This window comes from Nocardioides ultimimeridianus (genome assembly GCF_054777895.1).
Window position 1 is genome coordinate 36,904 of record NZ_BAAHAB010000013.1, and the last position, 20,595, is coordinate 57,498.

At 70.3% G+C, this 20,595-nt stretch carries 18 protein-coding genes; 15 read left to right on the forward strand and 3 right to left on the reverse strand.

Features of this window, described 5'->3' with window-relative positions; all coding sequences use genetic code 11:
- Nucleotides 1-8 precede the first annotated feature (8 nt).
- From ACYU8V_RS13460 to ACYU8V_RS13525, 14 genes are read left to right on the forward strand one after another with little or no spacing between them, the layout of a single operon-like run.
- Entirely contained in the window at nucleotides 9-563 is a 555-nt protein-coding gene (locus tag ACYU8V_RS13460) for a NuoB/complex I 20 kDa subunit family protein (RefSeq protein WP_460848037.1), read from the forward strand.
- On the forward strand, nucleotides 560-1,240 hold the full coding sequence (locus tag ACYU8V_RS13465) for an NADH-quinone oxidoreductase subunit C (RefSeq protein WP_460848038.1): 681 nt from the start codon (nucleotides 560-562) through the stop codon (nucleotides 1,238-1,240). The genes ACYU8V_RS13460 and ACYU8V_RS13465 overlap by 4 nt, the downstream gene beginning before the upstream one ends.
- Complete coding sequence (locus ACYU8V_RS13470; RefSeq protein ID WP_460848040.1) at nucleotides 1,237-2,553, forward strand: NADH-quinone oxidoreductase subunit D; 1,317 nt, start codon at nucleotides 1,237-1,239, stop codon at nucleotides 2,551-2,553. The genes ACYU8V_RS13465 and ACYU8V_RS13470 overlap by 4 nt, the downstream gene beginning before the upstream one ends.
- A complete protein-coding gene (gene nuoE / locus ACYU8V_RS13475; RefSeq protein ID WP_460848041.1) occupies nucleotides 2,550-3,212 on the forward strand; it encodes an NADH-quinone oxidoreductase subunit NuoE in 663 nt (220 codons plus the stop codon). The genes ACYU8V_RS13470 and nuoE overlap by 4 nt, the downstream gene beginning before the upstream one ends.
- Nucleotides 3,212-4,528 (forward strand): NADH-quinone oxidoreductase subunit NuoF, encoded by a 1,317-nt coding sequence (gene nuoF, locus ACYU8V_RS13480; RefSeq protein WP_460848042.1) that lies wholly within the window; start codon nucleotides 3,212-3,214, stop codon nucleotides 4,526-4,528. Before nuoE ends, nuoF begins: the two co-directional genes overlap by 1 nt.
- Nucleotides 4,525-6,915, forward strand: coding sequence for an NADH-quinone oxidoreductase subunit G (locus tag ACYU8V_RS13485; RefSeq protein WP_460848043.1), 2,391 nt, complete (start codon nucleotides 4,525-4,527; stop codon nucleotides 6,913-6,915). Before nuoF ends, ACYU8V_RS13485 begins: the two co-directional genes overlap by 4 nt.
- Nucleotides 6,912-8,207: an NADH-quinone oxidoreductase subunit NuoH gene (nuoH, locus tag ACYU8V_RS13490; RefSeq protein ID WP_460848044.1), complete on the forward strand. Its 1,296-nt coding sequence runs from the start codon at nucleotides 6,912-6,914 to the stop codon at nucleotides 8,205-8,207. Before ACYU8V_RS13485 ends, nuoH begins: the two co-directional genes overlap by 4 nt.
- Nucleotides 8,200-8,784 (forward strand): NADH-quinone oxidoreductase subunit NuoI, encoded by a 585-nt coding sequence (gene nuoI / locus ACYU8V_RS13495; RefSeq protein WP_460848046.1) that lies wholly within the window; start codon nucleotides 8,200-8,202, stop codon nucleotides 8,782-8,784. The genes nuoH and nuoI overlap by 8 nt, the downstream gene beginning before the upstream one ends.
- Nucleotides 8,784-9,524 carry an NADH-quinone oxidoreductase subunit J gene (locus tag ACYU8V_RS13500; RefSeq protein WP_460848048.1) on the forward strand — a complete coding sequence of 247 codons (741 nt, stop codon included), beginning with the start codon at nucleotides 8,784-8,786 and terminating at the stop codon, nucleotides 9,522-9,524. The genes nuoI and ACYU8V_RS13500 overlap by 1 nt, the downstream gene beginning before the upstream one ends.
- On the forward strand, nucleotides 9,521-9,814 hold the full coding sequence (gene nuoK / locus ACYU8V_RS13505; protein ID WP_460848049.1) for an NADH-quinone oxidoreductase subunit NuoK: 294 nt from the start codon (nucleotides 9,521-9,523) through the stop codon (nucleotides 9,812-9,814). The genes ACYU8V_RS13500 and nuoK overlap by 4 nt, the downstream gene beginning before the upstream one ends.
- Nucleotides 9,815-9,824: 10 nt before the next feature.
- Nucleotides 9,825-11,744 carry an NADH-quinone oxidoreductase subunit L gene (nuoL, locus tag ACYU8V_RS13510; RefSeq protein WP_460848050.1) on the forward strand — a complete coding sequence of 640 codons (1,920 nt, stop codon included), beginning with the start codon at nucleotides 9,825-9,827 and terminating at the stop codon, nucleotides 11,742-11,744.
- The gene (locus tag ACYU8V_RS13515; RefSeq protein ID WP_460848051.1) at nucleotides 11,741-13,261 is read left to right on the forward strand and encodes an NADH-quinone oxidoreductase subunit M; all 1,521 of its coding nucleotides are present in this window, start codon (nucleotides 11,741-11,743) and stop codon (nucleotides 13,259-13,261) included. The genes nuoL and ACYU8V_RS13515 overlap by 4 nt, the downstream gene beginning before the upstream one ends.
- A complete protein-coding gene (gene nuoN / locus ACYU8V_RS13520; protein WP_460848052.1) occupies nucleotides 13,261-14,865 on the forward strand; it encodes an NADH-quinone oxidoreductase subunit NuoN in 1,605 nt (534 codons plus the stop codon). The genes ACYU8V_RS13515 and nuoN overlap by 1 nt, the downstream gene beginning before the upstream one ends.
- Nucleotides 14,862-15,851: a polyprenyl synthetase family protein gene (locus ACYU8V_RS13525; protein ID WP_460848054.1), complete on the forward strand. Its 990-nt coding sequence runs from the start codon at nucleotides 14,862-14,864 to the stop codon at nucleotides 15,849-15,851. Before nuoN ends, ACYU8V_RS13525 begins: the two co-directional genes overlap by 4 nt.
- Before the next feature lie 75 nt (nucleotides 15,852-15,926).
- On the opposite strand, the gene rarD is transcribed toward ACYU8V_RS13525, so the two are convergent.
- Complete coding sequence (gene rarD, locus ACYU8V_RS13530; protein ID WP_460848056.1) at nucleotides 15,927-16,835, reverse strand: EamA family transporter RarD; 909 nt, start codon at nucleotides 16,833-16,835, stop codon at nucleotides 15,927-15,929.
- A 131-nt stretch (nucleotides 16,836-16,966) separates the two neighbouring features.
- On the opposite strand from rarD, the gene ACYU8V_RS13535 reads away from it, so the two are divergent.
- Complete coding sequence (locus tag ACYU8V_RS13535; RefSeq protein ID WP_460848057.1) at nucleotides 16,967-17,359, forward strand: hypothetical protein; 393 nt, start codon at nucleotides 16,967-16,969, stop codon at nucleotides 17,357-17,359.
- Between the two features lie 60 nt (nucleotides 17,360-17,419).
- On the opposite strand, the gene ACYU8V_RS13540 is transcribed toward ACYU8V_RS13535, so the two are convergent.
- Together ACYU8V_RS13540 and ACYU8V_RS13545 are read right to left on the reverse strand one after the other, a co-directional pair.
- Nucleotides 17,420-18,520, reverse strand: a complete 1,101-nt coding sequence (locus ACYU8V_RS13540; RefSeq protein ID WP_460848058.1) for a 2-oxoacid:ferredoxin oxidoreductase subunit beta — start codon at nucleotides 18,518-18,520, stop codon at nucleotides 17,420-17,422.
- Nucleotides 18,517-20,547 (reverse strand): 2-oxoacid:acceptor oxidoreductase subunit alpha, encoded by a 2,031-nt coding sequence (locus ACYU8V_RS13545; protein ID WP_460848454.1) that lies wholly within the window; start codon nucleotides 20,545-20,547, stop codon nucleotides 18,517-18,519. Before ACYU8V_RS13545 ends, ACYU8V_RS13540 begins: the two co-directional genes overlap by 4 nt.
- Between the last annotated feature and the right edge of the window lie 48 nt (nucleotides 20,548-20,595).

The following is a 20,595-nucleotide window of genomic DNA, read 5'->3' on the forward strand; positions in this document are numbered from 1 at the left end:
GACCAGGGATGGGAATCGAGGAGAAGCTCCCCAGCGGCGTCCTGCTGACCACGGTCGAGGGCCTCGCGGGCTACATGCGCAAGGCCAGCTTCTGGCCGGCGACCTTCGGTCTCGCCTGCTGCGCGATCGAGATGATGACCAGCGGCGGCCCGAAGTACGACCTGGCGCGCTTCGGCATGGAGGTCTTCCGCGCCAGCCCGCGCCAGGCCGACCTGATGATCGTGGCCGGCCGGGTCAGCCAGAAGATGGCCCCGGTGCTGCGCCAGATCTACGACCAGATGGCCGAGCCCAAGTGGGTGCTGGCCATGGGCGTGTGCGCCAGCAGCGGCGGGATGTTCAACAACTACGCGATCGTCCAGGGCGTCGACCACGTCGTGCCCGTGGACATGTACCTGCCGGGCTGCCCGCCGCGTCCGGAGATGCTCATCGACGCGATCCTCAAGCTGCACGACAAGGTCCAGCACGGCCCCCTCGGCGCCAATCGGCTCAGGCAGATCGAGGAGCTCGAGGCGGCGGGTCTCGTCGCACTCCCGACCGGTGACCAGAAGGGGCTGCTGCGGTGACCGACGAGAGCACCGAGCTCGAGGTCCCGGCGGAGCCGGCCGAGACGACGGTCGAGGTCATCGGCGAGCGCCGTGGCATGTTCGGCGTCCACGACAGCGGCGACACCAGCGGGTACGGCGGACTCGTGGCACCCGTCGTACTGCCCTCGGCCGCGCAGCGGCCCTACGGCGGCTGGTTCGACACCGTCGCCGACACGCTCGACCCGCTGATCGACAAGGTCGTCATCCACCGCGGCGAGATCACCTTCCACGTGAGCCGCGACAACCTGCTGGCCGCGATGCGGCTGCTGCGCGACGACCCGGCGCTGCGCTTTGAGTTCCTCTCCGGCGTCAGCGGCGTCGACTACCCGGGCGAGGCCGGCAAGGAGCTGCACGCCGTCTACCACCTGGGATCGATGACCTACAACCGCCGCGTGCGGGTCGAGGTCGGCGTACCGGACGGCGACGCGCACCTGCCGTCGGTGACGCCGATCTACCCGGCGGCCGACTGGCACGAGCGCGAGACGTTCGACATGTTCGGGGTGGTCTTCGACGGGCACCCCGCGCTGACCCGGATCCTGATGCCGGACGACTGGCCCGGCCACCCGCAGCGCAAGGACTACCCGCTGGGCGGCATCCCGGTGGAGTACAAGGGCGCGACGATCCCGCCGCCCGACCAGCGGAGGACCTACTCATGACGACCGAATCGCACGAGTTCACCGTCACCGGCCAGGACTGGGCCGACATCGCGGCCGGCCTCGCCGACCAGGACAGCGACGACGCGCAGGAGCGCATCGTCGTCAACATGGGGCCCCAGCACCCTTCCACGCACGGCGTGCTCCGGCTGATCCTCGAGATCGAGGGCGAGACGGTCACCGAGGCCCGCTGCGGCATCGGCTACCTGCACACCGGCATCGAGAAGAACATGGAGTTCCGCTCCTGGGTGCAGGGCGTCACGTTCTGCACGCGGATGGACTACCTGAGCCCGTTCTTCAACGAGATGACCTACTGCCTCGGCGTCGAGCGGCTGCTCGACATCGAGGACCAGATCCCGGAGAAGGCCCAGGTCATGCGGGTCCTGCTGATGGAGCTGAACCGCATCTCCAGCCACCTGGTCTGCATCGCCACCGGCGGCATGGAGATCGGCGCGCTGACGGTGATGACCATCGGCTTCCGCGAGCGCGAGCTGGTGCTGGACCTGTTCGAGCTGATCACCGGCCTGCGGATGAACCACGCGTTCTTCCGTCCGGGCGGCGTCGCCCAGGACATGCCGCCGGGCGCGCTGGACCAGATCCGCGACTTCATCGCGCTGATGAAGAAGCGCCTCCCCGAGTACGCCGCGCTGTGCAACGCCAACCCGATCTTCAAGGCGCGCCTGGAGAACGTCGGCCACCTCGACCTCGAGGGCTGCATGGCACTCGGCCTCACCGGACCCGTGCTGCGCAGCGCCGGCTACGGCTGGGACCTCCGCAAGACCCAGCCCTACTGCGGCTACGAGACCTACGACTTCGACGTCCAGACCTGGGACACGGCCGACTCCTACGGCCGCTTCCGCGTCCGCCTGGCCGAGATGTGGGAGTCGCTGAAGATCATCGAGCAGGCCGCCGACCGGCTCGCGCGGATGGAGGGCGACCCGGTGATGATCGCCGACAAGAAGATCGGCTGGCCGTCCCAGCTGGCCATCGGCAGCGACGGCATGGGCAACAGCCTGGACCACATCCGGCACATCATGGGCGAGTCCATGGAGGCCCTGATCCACCACTTCAAGCTGGTGACCGAGGGCTTCAAGGTCCCGGCCGGCCAGGCCTACGTGCCGGTCGAGTCGCCGCGCGGCGAGCTCGGCGCGCACGTCGTGTCCGACGGCGGGACTCGCCCGTACCGGGTGCACTTCCGCGACCCCAGCTTCAACAACCTGCAGGCCATGGGCGTGATGAGCGAGGGCGGCCAGATCGCCGACGTCATCGTGGCCATCGCCAGCATCGACCCGGTCATGGGAGGCGTCGACCGATGAGTCTCGACAGCAAGACGGTCGTGGAGCTCGAGGAGATCGCGAGCCGCTACCCCGAGAAGCGCTCCGGGCTGCTGCCCATGCTGCACCTGGCCCAGTCGGTCCAGGGCCGGATCACCCCCGAGGCCATCGAGAAGTGCGCGGAGCTGCTGGACATCAGCCCGGCCGACGTCAACGGCGTCGCGACCTTCTACACGATGTACAAGCGGCACGGCGTCGGCGACTTCCACATCGGCGTCTGCACCAACACCCTGTGCGCGGTGATGGGCGGGGACGAGATCTTCGCCCGGCTCAAGGACTACCTGGGCGTCGGCAACGACGAGGTCGCCGAGAAGCGGCAGGGCGACCAGTACACCGTCAGCCTCGAGCACGTCGAGTGCAACGCGGCCTGCGACTACGCCCCGGTCGCGATGATCAACTGGGAGTTCATGGACAACCAGACCCCCGACGGCCTGGTGCGCACGGTCGAGGCGCTGCGCGCCGGCCACCCGGTGAAGTCGACGCGCGGCCCGAAGCTGTGCACCTGGCGCGAGGCGGAGCGGGTGCTCGCCGGCTTCCCCGACGGCCTCGTGGACGAGGGTCCCTCGGCCGGACCCGCATCACTGGCGGGCCTGGAGATCGCCCGTGAGAACGGCTGGACGGCCCCCGAGGGAGAAGCCTGATGGTCGACACGCTGACCCCGGTCCTCACCGACATCTGGGACGCGGAGCAGTCCTGGAAGCTCGCGACGTACGCCGGGAAGGGTGGCTACTCCGCCCTCGACAAGGCGTTCGCGATGAGCCCCGACGACGTCATCACCGCCGTCAAGGACAGCGGCCTCCGCGGTCGTGGTGGTGCGGGCTTCCCGACCGGCATGAAGTGGTCGTTCATCCCGCAGGACAACCCGAAGCCGAAGTACCTCGTCGTCAACGCCGACGAGTCCGAGCCGGGCACCTGCAAGGACATCCCGCTGATGATGGGCAACCCGCACGTGCTCGTCGAGGGCGTGATCATCAGCTCCTACGCGATCCGCGCGAACAAGGCCTTCATCTACATCCGCGGCGAGGTCCTGCACGTCGTACGCCGGGTCCAGGCCGCCGTCGCCGAGGCGTACGCCGCCGGGCACCTCGGCAAGGACATCCACGGCTCCGGCTACGACCTCGACGTCGTGGTGCACGCCGGCGCGGGTGCCTACATCTGCGGCGAGGAGACTGCCCTGCTCGAGGGGCTGGAGGGACGCCGCGGCCAACCCCGGCTGCGCCCGCCGTTCCCCGCGGTCGCGGGCCTCTACGCCAGCCCCACGGTGATCAACAACGTCGAGTCGATCGCGTCGGTGCCGGCCATCATCGCCAACGGCGCGGCCTGGTTCGCGTCGATGGGCACCGAGAAGTCCCAGGGCCACGGCATCTTCTCGCTGTCCGGCCACGTGACGAGGCCCGGTCAGTACGAGGCGCCACTCGGCATCACGCTCCGCGAGCTGCTCGACCTGGCCGGCGGCGTACGGGACGGGCACGAGCTGAAGTTCTGGACGCCCGGCGGCTCCTCCACGCCGCTGCTGACCCCCGAGCACCTCGACGTGCCCCTGGACTTCGAGGGCGTCGGTGCCGCGGGCTCGATGCTCGGCACCCGCGCGCTGCAGATCTTCGACGAGACGGTCTGCGTGGTGCGGGCGGTTCTGCGCTGGACGGAGTTCTACAAGCACGAGTCCTGCGGCAAGTGCACCCCGTGCCGCGAGGGCACCTGGTGGCTGGTGCAGGCCCTGACCCGCCTGGAGAACGGCGACGGCAGCGAGGCGGATCTCGACCAGCTGCTCGACCAGTGCGACAACATCCTCGGCCGCGCGTTCTGCGCGCTGGGCGACGGTGCGACCAGCCCGATCTCCAGCTCGGTGAAGTACTTCCGCGAGGAGTACCTCGCCCACCTGGCGCACGGCGGATGTCCCTTCGACCCGGCGCGATCGACCGCCTGGGCGGCACAGTCGCAGGAGGTGAGGGCATGACGGAGGTCGAGAAGTCCGACCTGGTGACCGTCACGATCGACGGCGTCCAGGTCAGCGTCCCCAAGGACACCCTGGTGATCCGGGCCGCGGAGCAGGTCGGCATCTCCATCCCGCGCTTCTGCGACCACCCGCTGCTCGCACCCGTCGGCGCGTGCCGCCAGTGCCTGGTCGACGTCCCCGACGCCGGCAACGGCCGCGGCTTCCCCAAGCCGCAGGCGTCCTGCACCCTGCCGGTCGCGGAGGGCATGGTCGTCAACACCCAGGCCACCAGCCCGGTCGCCGACAAGGCGCAGCAGGGCGTGATGGAGCTGCTGCTGGTCAACCACCCGCTCGACTGCCCGGTCTGCGACAAGGGCGGCGAGTGCCCGCTGCAGAACCAGGCGATGACCAACGGCCGGGGCGAGTCGCGCTTCTCCGACACCCGCAACCACGGCCTGAAGCGGACCTTCCCCAAGCCGATCAACCTCTCCCCGAACATCCTGCTGGACCGCGAGCGCTGCATCGTGTGCCAGCGCTGCACGCGGTTCGCCGAGGAGATCCCGGGCGATCCGTTCATCGCCCTGGTCGAGCGCGGCGCCGAGCAGCAGATCGGCATCGCGCCGGACGCCCCGTTCCTCTCCTACTTCTCCGGCAACGTGATCCAGATCTGCCCGGTGGGCGCGCTGACCTCGGAGCAGTACCGCTTCCGCTCCCGCCCCTTCGACCTGGTCTCCACGCCGGGCGTCGGCGAGCACGACGCCTGCGGCGCCGCGCTGCGGGTCGACCACCGCCGCGGCAAGGTGATGCGACGCCAGTCCGGCAACGACCCGGCGGTCAACGAGGAGTGGATCACCGACAAGGACCGCTTCGCGTTCACCTACGCCCAGGGCGAGGACCGGATCACCCACCCGCTCATCCGCGAGGACGGCGCCCTGCGTGCCGCCTCGTGGCCCGAGGCCTTCGCCGTCGCGGCCCGCGGCCTGGCCGCGGCCAAGGTGGCCGGCGGGGTCGGCGTCCTCACCGGCGGCCGGCTGACCGCCGAGGACGCCTACGCCTACAGCAAGTTCGCCCGTACGGCGCTCGGCACCAACGACATCGACTTCCGGGCACGCCCGCACTCCGCGGAGGAGGCGGCGTTCCTGGCGTCGTACGTCGTGCTCACCGGCCCCGACCACGTCTCGTACGCCGACCTCGAGTCGGCCGCGAAGGTGGTCCTGGTCGCGCTCGAGCCCGAGGACGAGGCCGGCTCGATCTTCCTGCGGCTGCGCAAGAGCGTGCTCGCCGGCGGCACCGAGGTCGTCGCCGTCGCCTCGCACCTGACCCGCGGCCTGGCGAAGCTGTCCGGTCGGCTGATCGCCACCGCGCCCGGCGAGGAGGCCGGCGCACTGGCCGAGCTGGCCGGAGAGCTGGACGCCTCGACGGTGCTGCTCGTCGGCGAGCGGCTCGCCGGCGTACCGGGTGCCCTGACCGCGCTGTCCGACGTGATGGAGCAGACCGGCGTGCGCGTGGCCTGGGTGCCGCGCCGGGCCGGTGACCGGGGGGCGCTCGAGGCTGGGTGCCTGCCCGGGCTGCTGCCCGGCGGCCGTCCCGTCGTCGACCCGGCCGCCCGCGTCGACGTCGCCACCGCGTGGGGCGTCGACCACCTGCCCGAGACCGAGGGCCGCGACGGCGACGCCATCGTCGCCGCGCTCGCGTCCGGGGAGCTCGGCGGCCTGGTGATCGCGGGCGTCGACCCCGCCGACACCGCCGACCCGGTCGCCACCCGGCTGGCCGTCGAGTCGGCCGGCTTCGTCGTCGCGCTCGACCTGCGCCACACCGAGGTGACGGCCACGGCCGACGTGGTGTTCCCGGTGGCCGCGGTCTCCGAGAAGGCCGGCATGTTCGTCGACTGGGAGGGCCGCGTGCGGTCGTTCCCGCAGGCGCTGCAGGTCGCGGGCATCCAGCCCGACCTGCGCTCGCTGGCCGGCATCGCCGCCGAGATGGGCACCCCGCTGGGGTTCACCACCGTCGCGGAGGCGCGGGCCGAGATGACCGCGCTCGGTCCCTGGGACGGCGAGCGGCCGGCGATGATCGGCGACCTCGCCGAGGCGCGGCCCGCCGGCACCGGCCCGATCCGCCTCTCCACCTGGAAGCAGTCGATCGACGGCGGCCGGATGCAGGCGGGCGACAAGTACCTCCAGGCCACGGCCCGCCCCGCGGTCGCCGTACTCCCGCCCGACCTGTACGCCGAGCACGGCCCGCTCATCACCGTCACCGGTGACCGCGGCTCGATCACCGTCCGGTCCGTCGCCGACGCGCAGATGGCGCCGGGCACGGTCTGGCTGCCGGCCAACTCGCTCGGCAACGGCATCCTCTCCGACCTGGCGTCGCCAGGGTCGACCGTCACGATCAGCGGAGGTGGCGCATGATCCCGCTCGAGGCGACCAGCCTCTCGGCGTTCGGTCACGACCCGTGGTGGATCGTGACGATCAAGGCCGTCGCGATCTTCATCGTGCTGGTGCTGCTCACGCTGTTCAACATCTGGTGGGAGCGCCGCGTGGTCGCGCGGATGCAGCACCGGATCGGCCCCAACGTGCACGGCCCCTTCGGCCTGCTGCAGTCGCTGGCCGACGGGGTGAAGCTGGCGCTGAAGGAGGACCTGACGCCGACGCTGGCTGACAAGGTCGTCTTCACGCTGGCACCCGTGCTGTCGGCGGTCCCGGCGTTCGTCACCTTCGCGGTGATCCCGTTCGGCCCGACCGTGAGCTTCTTCGGCCACCGCACCCCGCTGCAGCTGACCGACCTCCCGGTCGCGGTGCTGTTCGTGATGGCGATCGCCTCGATCGGCATCTACGGCATCGTGCTCGCGGGCTGGTCCAGCGGCTCGACGTACTCCCTGCTCGGCGGGCTGCGCTCCAGCGCCCAGATGATCTCCTACGAGGTCGCGATGGGCCTCGCCCTCGTCGCGGTCTTCATGTACGCCGGCTCGATGTCCACCAGCGACATCGTCGCCGCCCAGCACAACGTCTGGTTCGGCCTGATCCTGCTGCCCAGCTTCGTGATCTACACGATCGCCATGGTCGGCGAGACCAACCGCGCGCCCTTCGACCTCCCCGAAGCGGAGGGCGAGCTGGTCGGCGGCTTCCACACCGAGTACTCCAGCCTGAAGTTCGCGCTGTTCTTCCTCGCCGAGTACATCAACATGGGCACGGTCTCCGCGCTCGCCACGACGCTGTTCCTCGGCGGCTGGCACGCGCCGTTCTGGCTCGACCACGTGTGGGCCGGCGCCAACGAGGGCTACCTGCCGGTGGTCTGGTTCTTCGGCAAGGTGCTGTTCTTCGTCTTCATCTTCATCTGGCTGCGCGGCTCGCTGCCGCGACTGCGCTACGACCAGTTCATGGCCTTCGGCTGGAAGCGGCTGATCCCGGTCTCGCTCGTCTGGATCCTCGCGGTGGCCACCATGCGCGCCGCCCGCAACTCCGACACCGGCTTCAACCGCACGACCGTGCTGATCGTGGTCGGCGTGCTGCTGGTGGTCTTCCTGGGGCTGTTCTTCCTGCCCGAGCGCAAGGACGAGGAGGTCGAGGCCACGCCGGTGGCCCCGGCCCCGCGCGGTGGCTTCCCGGTCCCGCCGATGCCCGCGGGCGGCGCCGTCCGGGGTGCCGCAGCTCCGCTCGTGTTCGGCAACGACACAACCGTCACGGAGGTGCAGCATGGCTGACCCGGCCGACAGCGTGGACGAGGGCACGACCCTCAAGGAGCAGCTCTGGGACCCGGTCGCGGGCTTCGGCGTGACGTTCCGGACGATGTTCCGCAAGGTCGTCACCGAGCAGTACCCCAAGGAGAAGTTCCCCACCGCGCCGCGCTTCCACGGCCGCCACCAGCTCAACCGCTGGCCCGACGGCCTGGAGAAGTGCGTGGGCTGCGAGCTCTGCGCGTGGGCATGCCCGGCGGACGCCATCTACGTCGAGGGCGCGTCGAACTCCGACCTCCCTGATGCAGAGGGCAACAGCCAGCGCTTCAGCCCCGGGGAGCGGTACGGCCGCGTCTACCAGATCAACTACCTGCGCTGCATCCTGTGCGGGCTGTGCATCGAGGCCTGCCCGACCCGCGCCCTCACCATGACCAACGAGTACGAGCTGGCCGACGACAGCCGGGCCAGCCTGATCTACGAGAAGTCCGACCTGCTCGCGCCGCTGCTGCCTGGGATGGAGCAGCCGCCGCACGCCATGCTGCTGGCCGACGACGCGGAGGACTACTACCGCGGAGCGTTCACCCGTCAGGAGGGAGACGCCTGATGGTGGCCTTCTGGATCCTCGCGCCGATCATGGTGATCGCCGCCCTGGGCATCCTGTTCGTGCGCAAGGCGGTCCACGCCGCCCTGCTGCTGGCCGTGGTGATGATCAGCCTCGCGATCCTGTACGCCGCCCTGCAGGCGCCGTTCCTCTTCGCGGTGCAGATCATCGTCTACACCGGCGCGATCCTGATGCTGTTCCTCTTCGTGCTGATGCTGGTCGGCGTCGACACCGCCGACGAGCGCGGCGAGCGGATCACCGGCCAGCGCCCGCTCGCGTGGGCCGCGGGCATCGTCTTCGGCGTGACCATCGTGGTCGGTCTGCTGCAGCTGACCTTCGGCACCGCCGTCGGCCTCGACAACGCCAACAAGGGCGGCAACGTCCAGGCGCTCGCGAACGCCCTGTTCTCGCGCTACGTCTTCGCCTTCGAGGTCACCAGCGCGCTGCTCATCACCGCCGCGGTCGGCGCCATGGTGCTCGCCCACCGCGAGCGGCTCACCCCGAAGCAGGACCAGCCCCAGCTCGCCGCCCAGCGGGTCCGTGCGTACGCCGAGCACGGCACCCACCTCGGCCCGCTGCCCCCACCGGGCGTCTACGCCCGCCACAACGCGGTCGACACCCCGGCCCTGCTGCCCGACGGCAGCCCGGCCCCGGCGTCGGTCTCCCGCGTGCTCGCCGCCCGCGGCACGGTGCGTGCACCCGAGCCGGCCGAGCTGGACACGCCCACCGAGGAGGAGCTGTGACGCCGTACGTCGTCCTCTCGACCATCCTGTTCAGCATCGGTGCGGTCGGGGTGCTCACCCGCCGCAACGCGATCGTGGTGTTCATGTGCGTGGAGCTGATGCTCAATGCCTGCAACCTGGCGTTCGTGGCGTTCGCGCACCAGCTGGGCAACCTGGACGGCCAGATCGCCGCGTTCTTCGTGATGGTCGTCGCGGCCGCCGAGGTCGTCGTGGGCCTGGCCATCATCATGACCATCTTCCGTTCCCGCCGCTCGGCCTCGGTCGACGACGCCAGCCTGCTCAAGCTCTGAGGGACGGCCCATGACTGCACTCGAATCGATCCCGGTCGTCGACCCGGGGCACGCCTCCGGTGTGTTCAGCCTGCTGTGGCTGGTGATCGCCCTCCCCGCGCTCGGCGCCGCGGTGCTGCTGATCGGCGGCCGGCGTACCGACCGCTGGGGTCACTACCTCGGCACGGCCCTCCCGCTGGGCTCGTTCCTGATCAGCCTGATCCTGTTCATCGGCCTGACCGGCCGCGACGCCGGCGACCGGCAGGTCGCCCAGCACCTGTGGACCTGGTTCCAGACCGGGCACCTCAACGTCGGCTTCGACCTGCTCTACGACCAGCTCTCGGCGCTGTTCCTGCTGCTGATCACCGGCGTCGGCTCGCTGATCCACATCTACTCGATCGGCTACATGGCGCACGACCCGCGCCGCCGCCGGTTCTTCGGCTACCTCAACCTGTTCGTGGCCGCGATGCTCATGCTGGTGCTCGCCGAGAACTACGTGGGCCTGTTCCTCGGCTGGGAGGGCGTGGGCCTGGCGTCGTACCTGCTGATCGGCTTCTGGCAGCACAAGCACTCCGCGGCCGCCGCGGCGAAGAAGGCGTTCGTCCTCAACCGGGTCGGCGACATGGGCATGGGCCTGGCCATCTTCCTGGCCTTCGTCACCTTCGGCTCCACGAGCTTCACCGTGATCAGCCACGTCGCCGACGGCGGCTCGCAGACCACGATGAACTGGCTCGGCGTCCTGCTGCTGATCGGTGCCTGCGGCAAGTCGGCGCAGGTGCCGCTCCAGGCCTGGCTGCTCGACGCGATGGAGGGCCCCACCCCGGTCTCCGCGCTGATCCACGCGGCGACCATGGTGACCGCGGGCGTCTACCTGGTCGTCCGCTCCAACTTCGTCTTCGAGCACGCGCCCGCGGCCCGCACCGTCGTGGTGGTCGTCGCCACGGTCACGCTGCTGTGGGGTGCGATCCTCGGCTGCGCGAAGGACGACATCAAGAAGGCGCTGGCCGGCTCCACGATGAGCCAGATCGGCTACATGATGCTCGGCGCCGGCCTCGGCGTGGCCGGCTACGCCTTCGCCATCTTCCACCTGCTCACGCACGGCTTCTTCAAGGCCAACATGTTCCTCGGCGCCGGCTCGGTCATGCACGGCATGGACGACGACGTGAACATGCGCCACTACGGCGCGCTGCGCAAGATGCTGCCGGTCACCTTCGCGACGTTCGCGATGGGCTACCTCGCGATCATCGGCTTCCCGGGCTTCTCCGGCTTCTGGTCCAAGGACAAGATCATCGAGGTCGCGCTGACCGAGCGGCCGCTGGTCGGTGTCTGCGCGCTCCTCGGCGCCGGCATCACCGGCTTCTACATGACCCGGCTGATGCTGCTCACCTTCTTCACCAAGAAGCGCTGGGAGAAGGGCGTCCACCCGCACGAGTCGCCGTGGGTGATGACCGGCCCGCTCGTCGTACTCGCCGCGCTGTCCGTGCTGGGCGGCCTGATGCTGGCCGGCAACTGGATCGTCGACTGGCTGCAGCCCGTCGTGGGTGTGGCGCCGGAGCACGAGCCGCCGATGCCCGGCCCGGTGATCAGCCTGCTCGCCGTCCTGGTCGTGGCGGTCGGCGTCGCGGCGGCCTGGTTCCTCGTCGGCCGGCGGGACGTGCCGCGCGAGGCGCCCCAGGACGTCTCCTTCGTGACGCGTGCCGCGCGTGCCGACCTGTACGGCGACGCCATCAACGACACCCTCGTGGGTCGCCCCGGGGCGGTCCTCGCGCGGGCCTCCGTCGACGCCGACCACGGCCTGATCGACGGGTTCTTCCGGGTGGTCGGCGCGACCGTCACCGGCACCGGCGTGGGGCTGCGCTACCTGCAGACCGGCTACGTCCGCTCCTACGCGCTCTCGATCCTGGGCGGCGCCGCCGTCCTCGTCCTCACCCTGGTGGCGGTCAACCGATGACACTCTCCACGCTCATTGCCATCCCGCTGATCGGCGCGCTCGCCGTCTACTTCCTGCCGCGCAGCCTGAGCAAGGTGGTCGGTCTGGGCGTCGCGCTCGGCACCCTGATCCTGGCGATCGTCGTCGCGCTGCGGTACAAGAACGACGGCGGCATGCAGTTCACCGAGCAGTACGACTGGATGAAGCAGTTCGGCGTCCACTACGCCCTCGGCCTCGATGGCCTCGGCCTGCTGATGGTGATGCTGACCGTCGTCCTGGTCCCGCTGGTGCTCATCGCCGAGTGGCCGGGCATGGACGACGCGGCCGGCGGCGGCCCGCGGGTGTACGCCGCCTGGGCACTCGCCCTCGAGGGCTTCGCGCTCGCGGTCTTCTGCGCCACCGACGTGTTCCTGTTCTACGTGGTCTTCGAGGCGACGCTGATCCCGGCGTACTTCCTGGTCGGCAGCTTCGGCCGGTCCGGCCGCGGCCGTGCGGCCTTGAAGTTCCTGCTGTTCCAGCTCGCCGGCGGCCTGATCCTGCTCGCGGCCGTGATCGGGCTGTACGTCGCGTCGGCACACGCCGGCACCCCGTCGTACCTGCTCGCGGACCTGCAGCGGATCCACATCCCCACCGACACCGGCCGCTGGCTGTTCGTCGGCTTCTTCACCGCCTTCGCGATCAAGGCGCCGCTGTTCCCGGTGCACACCTGGCTCGCCGACACCACCGAGAAGGCGACTCCCGGCACCTCGGTGCTGCTGGTGTGCGTGTTGGACAAGATCGGCACGTTCGGGATGCTGCGGTTCTGCCTGGGGATCTTCCCGGAGGCCTCGCGCTGGGCGACCCCGGTGGTGATCACCCTGGCCCTGATCTCGGTCGTGTACGGCGCCCTGCTCGCCATCGGGCAGGACGACATGCTGCGCCTGATCGGTCTCACCTCGCTCAGCCACTTCGGGCTGATCACCCTCGGCATCTTCGCGTTCTCCAGCCAGGGCGGCTCCGGCGCGATCCTCTACATGATCAACCACGGCATCGGCACGGCCCTGCTGTTCCTCGCCGCCGGCTACCTGTACCGCCGCCGCGGCACCTACTCGATCCGCGAGCTGGGCGGGCAGGAGGGGCTCACGCCGGTGCTGGCGGGCATGTTCCTCGTCGGTGGCCTGGCCACCCTCGGCCTGCCCGGGCTCAGCCCGTTCGTCTCGGAGTTCCTGGTGCTGCTGTCGGGCTTCCAGTACCACTGGTTCGTCGGCGCCATCGCCATCACCGCGGTCGTGCTGTCCGCGATCTACGTGCTGTGGCTCTACCAGCGCACGTTCACCGGCCCCGCGCCGGTGGTCGACAGCGACGCCCCTGCGGCGCGCGACCTGGACGTGCGCGAGCTCGGTGCGGTCGTCCCCCTGGTCGCGGCGCTGCTCGTGTTCGGCTTCTTCCCCTCCGCGCTGCTGGACGTCGCGAACCCGATGATCGGCGACCTGATGAGCCATGTCGGGGTGAGCGATCCGGCCCCGACGGTCGCGGCGCCCCTGGACGGAGGCAACTGATGACCCCCTTCACCCGCCCCCACCTCGAGTACGCCGAGCTGCTGCCGATCCTCATCGTCTTCGGCGGTGCCTGCGCCGGGGTCCTGCTCGAGGCCTTCCTTCCCCGTGGCCGGCGCCGGCTGCCCCAGGTCGCGATGACGATGGTGACCCTGGTGGCCGCCCTCGTCTCCACCGTCCTGGTCGGCACCCACCTGGACAAGCACACCGACGACGCGGGCGGGAAGGCCCGCGGCTTCGTCGGCGCCCTGGGCTCGGTCGTCATCGACGGCCCGACGGTCTACCTGTGGGGCCTCCTCCTGGTCTTCGCCATCGGCGGCACGGCGCTGTTCGCCGAGTCGCGGCTGGAGGGCGGGCTCTCCGGCTTCGCCGGCCAGGCCGCGGCCATGCCCGGCACGTCCGAGGAGCGCGAGGCCGCGCGCCTCGGCCTGGAGCACACCGAGGTCTACCCGCTGCTGCTCTTCGCGCTCGGCGGCATGCTGCTCTTCCCGGCCTCCGGGGACCTGCTGACCATGTTCGTCGCGCTCGAGGTGCTCTCGCTGCCGCTGTACCTGCTCTGCGGGCTCGCCCGCCGGCGCCGCCTGCTCAGCCAGGAGGCCGCGATGAAGTACTTCCTGCTCGGTGCGTTCTCCTCCGCCTTCTTCCTGTACGGCGCCGCACTCGTCTACGGGTACGCCGGCTCGATGTCCCTCACCGGCATCAACGACGCCATCCGCGGCGGTGCCGACAACCACGGCCTGCTGCTCGCCGGGATCGGCCTGCTCTCGGTCGGCCTGCTGTTCAAGGTCGGCGCCGTGCCCTTCCAGGCCTGGACCCCGGACGTCTACCAGGGCGCCCCGACCGCGGTCACCGCGTTCATGTCGGCCGGCACCAAGGTCGCGGCGTTCGGCGCGATGATGCGGCTGCTCTACGTCGGCCTCGACGGCGAGCGCTGGAGCTGGCAGCCGATGCTGTGGGTGATCGCGATCGCCAGCATGGTCGTCGGCGCGGTCGTGGCGATCGCGCAGACCGACGTGAAGCGGATGCTCGCCTACTCCTCGATCTCGCACACCGGCTTCCTGCTCACCGGCGTCCTCGGTGCGCAGAGCATCAGCGAGCTGGCGCAGGGGCAGTACAACAGCCTCGACGGCGTGCTGGTCTACCTGACGGCGTACGGCTTCTCGATGATCGGGGCCTTCGCCCTGGTCACCCTGGTGCGCGACGACGGCGGGGAGGCGACCTCGTTCACCAAGTGGGCCGGGCTCGGCAAGCGCTCCCCGCTGGTGGCCGGCGCGTTCGCGTTCTTCCTGCTCTCGATGGCCGGGATCCCGCTGACGGCCGGCTTCCTGGGCAAGTGGGCGGTCTTCACCTCGGCGATGTCGGCGGGCGCGTGGCCGGTCGTCATCGTGGCGATCGCGTCGAGCATCGTGGCGGTGTTCTTCTACATCCGCTACATCCGGCTGATGTTCTTCAGCGAGGCCGAGCCGGGTGAGGACGGCACGGTCACGGCACCGTCGGTCATGACCTCGGCGACGGTCGTGGTCTGCCTGGCGGCGACGCTCGTCCTCGGCGTCGTACCGGGGCCGTTTCTCGATCTCCTGACCGGTGCGGGAGACTTCATCAGGTGAGCTCCTCCCTGGCCCTCCCGATCGACGACACTGCGCTGGCCGAGCGGCTGCAGGCACGCCTCGAGGTCGTCGAGAAGGCCCTCTACGAGCATGCCTCCAGCCGGTCGCCGTACGTCACCGAGGCGGCCCGTCACCTGCTCGCCGCCGGCGGCAAGCGGTTCCGCCCGCTGCTGGTGCTGCTGGCCGCCGAGGCGGGTGCCCGGCCGGACGCCGACGAGGTCCTCACCGCGGCCTGCGTCGTGGAGATCACCCACGTCGGCTCGCTCTACCACGACGACGTCATGGACGAGGCCGCCGTACGCCGCGGCGAGGACTCCGCCAACGCCCGCTACGACAACCTCGTCGCGATCCTGACCGGCGACTGGCTGTTCGCGAAGTCCTCCGAGCTCACCTCGCAGCTCGGCCCGGAGGCGGTCCGGATCCAGGCCGAGACCTTCACCCGGCTGGTCGAGGGCCAGATCCTCGAGGGCGTCGAGCCCGAGGGCGACCCGCTCGCGCACTACCTCGAGGTCGTCGCCGGCAAGACCGGCTCGCTGATCGCCACCTCGGCGCACTACGGCGCGCTGTTCGGCGGAGCGACCCCGGAGGTCACCGCCGCCCTGACCGAGTACGGCGAGCTCGTCGGCACCGCCTTCCAGCTCAGCGACGACATCCTCGACATCGCCTCCGAGACCGAGGAGTCCGGCAAGACCCCCGGCACCGACCTCCGCGAGGGCGTGCCCACCCTGCCGGTCCTCATCGCGCAGGCCTCGACCGACCCCGCCGACGCCCGCCTGCTGGAGCTGCTCGCGGGCGACCTCACCGACGACGTCCTGCACGCCGAGGCGCTCGGCCTGCTCCGCAAGCACCCCGCGATGGACGAGGCCCGCGCCTACGTCGTCGCCCGCGCCCAGGAGGCCAAGCGCCTCCTCGACGTCCTCCCCGCCGGCTCGGTCCGCCAGGCCCTCGAGGACTTCGCCGACGTCGTCGCCGTCCGCTCCGCCTGACCCGATTCCCGCGAGTTCTGGCTTCTGGTCGACCGAAACCCGGGTTTCGGTCGACCAGAAGCCAGAACTCGCGGGTCAGGCGGCGGTCGCCTCCAGCTCGAGCTCGAGCAGCTGGGTGCGCCGGGAGCGCAGGGCGTCGGCGGTGAACACGGCCAGCGCGAGCCAGACCAGCGCGAAGCCGGCCCACCGCTCGGGCGGCATGTGCTCGCCGAGGACCGTGACGCCGAGGCCGAACTGCAGGATCGGGGCGAGGTACTGCAGCACCCCGAGCATGGTCAGCGGAACCCGCGTCGCGGCCGCGCCGAAGAACAGCAGCGGCACCGCGGTCACCAGGCCCGACGACATCAGCAGCAGCACGTGCCCGGCCCCGTGCCCGGTGAGGTGCCCGTGTCCGGTCCGGCCGAGCACGACCAGGAACGCCAGCGCGAACGGCGCGATCACCGCGGTCTCGAAGGCCAGGCTCTCGACGGCACCGACGCCCGCCTGCTTCTTGGCCAGCCCGTAGGTGCCGAAGGAGAAGGCCAGGATCAGCGAGAGGTACGGCGGGTGCCCATAGCCCGCGGTCAGGATCGCGACCGCCACGAACCCGATCCCCAGGGCGAGCCACTGCAGCCGGCGCAGCCGCTCGTGCAGCACCAGCACACCGAGCAGCACGGTCACGAGCGGGTTGATGAAGTAGCCCAGCGAGGTCTCCACGACGCGGTCGTTGTTGACCCCGTAGATGTAGGTGCCCCAGTTGCTGGTGACAGCGGCGGCGGCGACCACCAGCAGCGCCGCCGCCCGCCGATCGGCGAGGATCGCGCGCAACGCGGCCTGCTTGCGCGCCGCCACGACCACGACGGCCATGACCAGGCAGGTCCACACCATCCGGTGGGCGAGGATCTCGAACGGACCGCTCGGCGCCAGCAGCGGGAAGTACAGAGGGAAGGCGCCCCAGAGCACGTACGCCGTCGTACCGAACACCACACCACGACGGAGCTCCACACCCCGAGGTTAGACGTTGCTTGGGTCCGGCAACGAATCAGATTTTCGGTCCCCGATGGTCCTGCGAGGTTTACCGCGGACGTCCAGCGGCGAGGACACGAGGACGACACATCCGATCTCGAGGGGTAATCATGCGTCATCTCGGAAAGATCGCCGCTGCCGTGCTCACGGTCGCGGCGCTGCTGCTCTCACTCGGCACCGGTCCCGGCGCCGAGGCGCACACCGCGGCCAAGGTCCTGCCGGCCCACGTCTTCACCAGCCTCAGCGGTGGCAAGGTGAGCGGCCACCACTTCTACATCAAGGGCAACGTGATCACGGCCATGGGCCACAAGGTCATCCTGCAGAAGGCGCGCAAGGGCTCGGGCAACTGGCACTGGAAGGCGACCACGCGGGCGGCGAGGCACTCGGGCTTCTTCCGCTTCGACTTCTACTCGCGGATCGGCTACTGCTACCGCGTGCTCGTCCCGGCGACGCCCACGCACCGCAAGACCATCCGCACGGTCGGCTGCATCGTCCGCACCTGACCCAACGAGCACGAAGGGGCCCCGCCGGATCGGCGGGGCCCCTTCGTCATGCTCGGGGAGTCAGACGCTCCAGGTGTCGCCGCCGTTGATGAGCGCGGTGAGCCGCTCCTCGCGGCTGCCCTCGACGGCCGCCTCGGCCTCGCTGACCTGACCCCGGGCGAGGTCGTCGTACGCCGGACGCTCGACCTGCCGGAAGATGCCGATCGGGCTGCGGTTGAGGTAGCCGGCGTCGGTGAGTCGCGAGATCGCGAACGCCGTCGACGGGTCGGGGTTGTGCGCGTCGTGGACCAGCAGGTCCTCGACGGGCATCGCCGCGGTGTCGACGACCTCGACCCCGCCGGAAGCGGCCCGCGCCAGCGCCTTGTCGCCCAGGCCGGTGGTCGCGTCCTTGGCGCCGAAGGTGATCGGCTCGCCGTGGACCAGCGGGATCAGCGCGTGGGTGTTGTCGCGGTCCTTGATCGCGTCGAACGCGCCGTCGTTGAAGATCGGGCAGTTCTGGTAGATCTCCACGAACGAGGTGCCGCGGTGGGCGGCCGCCGCGGCGAGCACCGAGGTGAGGTGCTTGCGGTCGGAGTCGATGGTGCGGGCCACGAAGGACGCCTCGGCACCGAGCGCGAGCGAGACCGGGTTGAACGGGTGGTCCAGCGATCCCATCGGGGTCGACTTGGTGACCTTGCCGACCTCGGAGGTGGGGGAGTACTGACCCTTCGTGAGTCCGTAGATCCGGTTGTTGAACAGCAGGATCGTCATGTTCACGTTGCGGCGCAGCGCATGGATCAGGTGGTTGCCGCCGATGGACAGCGCGTCGCCGTCACCGGTCACGACCCACACCGAGAGGTCCTCGCGTGCGGTGGCCAGGCCGGTCGCGATCGACGGGGCCCGCCCGTGGATCGAGTGCATGCCGAAGGTGTCGAGGTAATAGGGGAACCGCGACGAGCAGCCGATCCCGGAGACGAAGACCATGTTCTCGCGGCGCAGGCCGAGCTCGGGCAGGAAGGACTGGACGGCCTTCAGCACGGCGTAGTCGCCGCAGCCGGGGCACCAGCGGACCTCCTGGTCGGAGGAGAAGTCCTTGCCGGTCTGGGTCTCGCCCTCACCGATGGTGGGGACGAGCTCGGTGCCGGAGCGCAGGGCGGGGGTGCCCAGGTCGATGGCGGTCATCGCTGTGCCTCCACAGTGTCGATCTCAGGGTCGGTCTCATGGTCGGCGGGCAGGTTCAGGCCGTGCTCCCCGAGGTTGACCTCGCGGCCCTCGGCCTCACCGACGAGCATGCCGATGGCCTCGGCGAGCTCGGCGGCCTTGAGCGGCAGCCCGTAGACGTGGTTGTAGCCCTTGGCGTCGACGAGGTACTCCGCGCGCAGCATCTTCGAGAGCTGGCCGAGGTTCATCTCGGGGACCAGGATCTTGTCGTAGCCCCGGAGGATCTCGCCCAGGTCGTTCGGGAACGGGTTGAGGTGGCGCAGGTGGACCTGCGCGACGTCGTACCCGGCCCGGCGCACGCGGCGGCAGGCCGCCCCGATCGGTCCGTACGTCGATCCCCAGCCGATCACCAGCACCTTGGCCTGCTCGGAGGGGTCGTCGACCACCAGCGGCGGCAGCGACTTCGCGATCGCGTCGACCTTGGCCTGGCGGGTGCGGACCATCAGGTCGTGGTTGACCGGGTCGTAGGAGATGTTGCCGTGCCCGTCGCCCTTCTCCAGGCCGCCGATGCGGTGCTCGAGCCCGGCGGTGCCGGGGACGGCCCACGGGCGGGCGAGGGTCTCGGGGTCGCGCTTGTAGGGCCAGAACACCTCGGTGCCGTCGGCAGCCTGGTGGTTCGGGCCGGTCGCGAAGTCCGGGTGGATCTCGGGGAGGTCCTCGAGAGCCGGGATCTTCCACGGCTCGGAGCCGTTGGCCAGGTAGCCGTCGGAGAGCAGGAAGACCGGCGTGCGGTAGGTGACCGCGATCCGGGCGGCCTCGACCGCGGCGGCGTAGCAGTCGCCGGGCGACTGGGGCGCGACGATCGGGACGGGCGCCTCGCCGTTGCGGCCGTACATGGCCTGCAGCAGGTCGGCCTGCTCGGTCTTGGTCGGCAGGCCGGTGGACGGGCCGCCGCGCTGGACGTTGATCACGACCAGCGGCAGCTCGGTCATCACCGCGAGGCCGATGGCCTCGGACTTCAGCGCGATGCCGGGGCCCGAGGTGGTGGTGATGCCCAGCGCGCCGCCGAAGGAGGCGCCGATCGCGGCACCGATGCCGGCGATCTCGTCCTCGGCCTGCAGCGTGGTCACACCGAAGGACTTGTGCTTGGAGAGCTCGTGGAGGATGTCGGAGGCCGGGGTGATCGGGTAGGACCCGAGGAACACCGGGAGGCCGGACCGTACGCCGGCGGCGACCAGGCCGTAGGACAGCGCCAGGTTGCCGGTGATGTTGCGGTAGCGGCCCGCGGGGAGCGCGGCCGGCTTGATCTCGTACTGGACCACGAAGGTCTCGGTGGTCTCGCCGTAGTTCCAGCCGGCCTTGAAGGCGGCGACGTTCGCGGCGGCGATCTCGGGGGCCTTGGCGAACTTCTTCTCCAGGAAGGCCAGGGTGCCCTCGGTGGGGCGGCCGTACATCCACGACAGCAGCCCGAGCGCGAACATGTTCTTCGCCCGGGAGGCGTCCTTGCGGGACAGCCCGAACTCCTTGACGGCCTCGACCGTGATGCCGGTCAGGTCGACGGGCTGGACCTGGAACCCGGCCAGCGGGTCGTCGACCTCGCCGAGCTTGTCCAGCGGGTTGGAGTCGTAGCCGGCCTTGTCCAGGTTGCGCTTGGTGAAGTCGGCGGTGTCCACGATGATCGTGGCCCCGCGCGGCAGGTCGCCGACGTTGGCCTTCAGCGCGGCCGGGTTCATCGCCACCAGAACGTCGGGGCGGTCGCCCGCGGTGAGGATGTCGTGGTCGGCGAAGTGGATCTGGAACGACGAGACGCCGGGGATGGTGCCTTGGGGGGCGCGGATCTCGGCGGGGAAGTTGGGCAGGGTCACCAGGTCGTTGCCGAACGCGGCCGACTCCTGGGTGAACCGGTCACCGGTCAGCTGCATGCCGTCACCGGAGTCGCCGGCGAACCGGATGATCACCCGATCCAACTGCTTGACCTGCTTGGTCTGACTCACGTCGTTCGCTTTCTCCGCTGGGACTCCCTGGGGCGCGCGGGGGCGCGCGGGCAGGGAACCAATACTAGAACTTGTTTCACTTTTTCCGGAAGGTCCGCCGGA

What these genes read in the sequence shown, in the direction of transcription:
- ACYU8V_RS13540 (WP_460848058.1), bottom strand. Translation starts at nt 18,520, where the DNA reads ATGACCGCCATCGACCTGGGCACCCCCGCCCTGCGCTCCGGCACCGAG.
- nuoL (WP_460848050.1), top strand. Translation starts at nt 9,825, where the DNA reads ATGACTGCACTCGAATCGATCCCGGTCGTCGACCCGGGGCACGCCTCC.
- ACYU8V_RS13535 (WP_460848057.1), top strand. Translation starts at nt 16,967, where the DNA reads ATGCGTCATCTCGGAAAGATCGCCGCTGCCGTGCTCACGGTCGCGGCG.
- ACYU8V_RS13460 (WP_460848037.1), top strand. Translation starts at nt 9, where the DNA reads ATGGGAATCGAGGAGAAGCTCCCCAGCGGCGTCCTGCTGACCACGGTC.
- ACYU8V_RS13500 (WP_460848048.1), top strand. Translation starts at nt 8,784, where the DNA reads ATGGTGGCCTTCTGGATCCTCGCGCCGATCATGGTGATCGCCGCCCTG.
- ACYU8V_RS13485 (WP_460848043.1), top strand. Translation starts at nt 4,525, where the DNA reads ATGACGGAGGTCGAGAAGTCCGACCTGGTGACCGTCACGATCGACGGC.
- nuoN (WP_460848052.1), top strand. Translation starts at nt 13,261, where the DNA reads ATGACCCCCTTCACCCGCCCCCACCTCGAGTACGCCGAGCTGCTGCCG.
- nuoI (WP_460848046.1), top strand. Translation starts at nt 8,200, where the DNA reads ATGGCTGACCCGGCCGACAGCGTGGACGAGGGCACGACCCTCAAGGAG.
- nuoF (WP_460848042.1), top strand. Translation starts at nt 3,212, where the DNA reads ATGGTCGACACGCTGACCCCGGTCCTCACCGACATCTGGGACGCGGAG.
- ACYU8V_RS13470 (WP_460848040.1), top strand. Translation starts at nt 1,237, where the DNA reads ATGACGACCGAATCGCACGAGTTCACCGTCACCGGCCAGGACTGGGCC.
- nuoH (WP_460848044.1), top strand. Translation starts at nt 6,912, where the DNA reads ATGATCCCGCTCGAGGCGACCAGCCTCTCGGCGTTCGGTCACGACCCG.
- ACYU8V_RS13515 (WP_460848051.1), top strand. Translation starts at nt 11,741, where the DNA reads ATGACACTCTCCACGCTCATTGCCATCCCGCTGATCGGCGCGCTCGCC.
- nuoE (WP_460848041.1), top strand. Translation starts at nt 2,550, where the DNA reads ATGAGTCTCGACAGCAAGACGGTCGTGGAGCTCGAGGAGATCGCGAGC.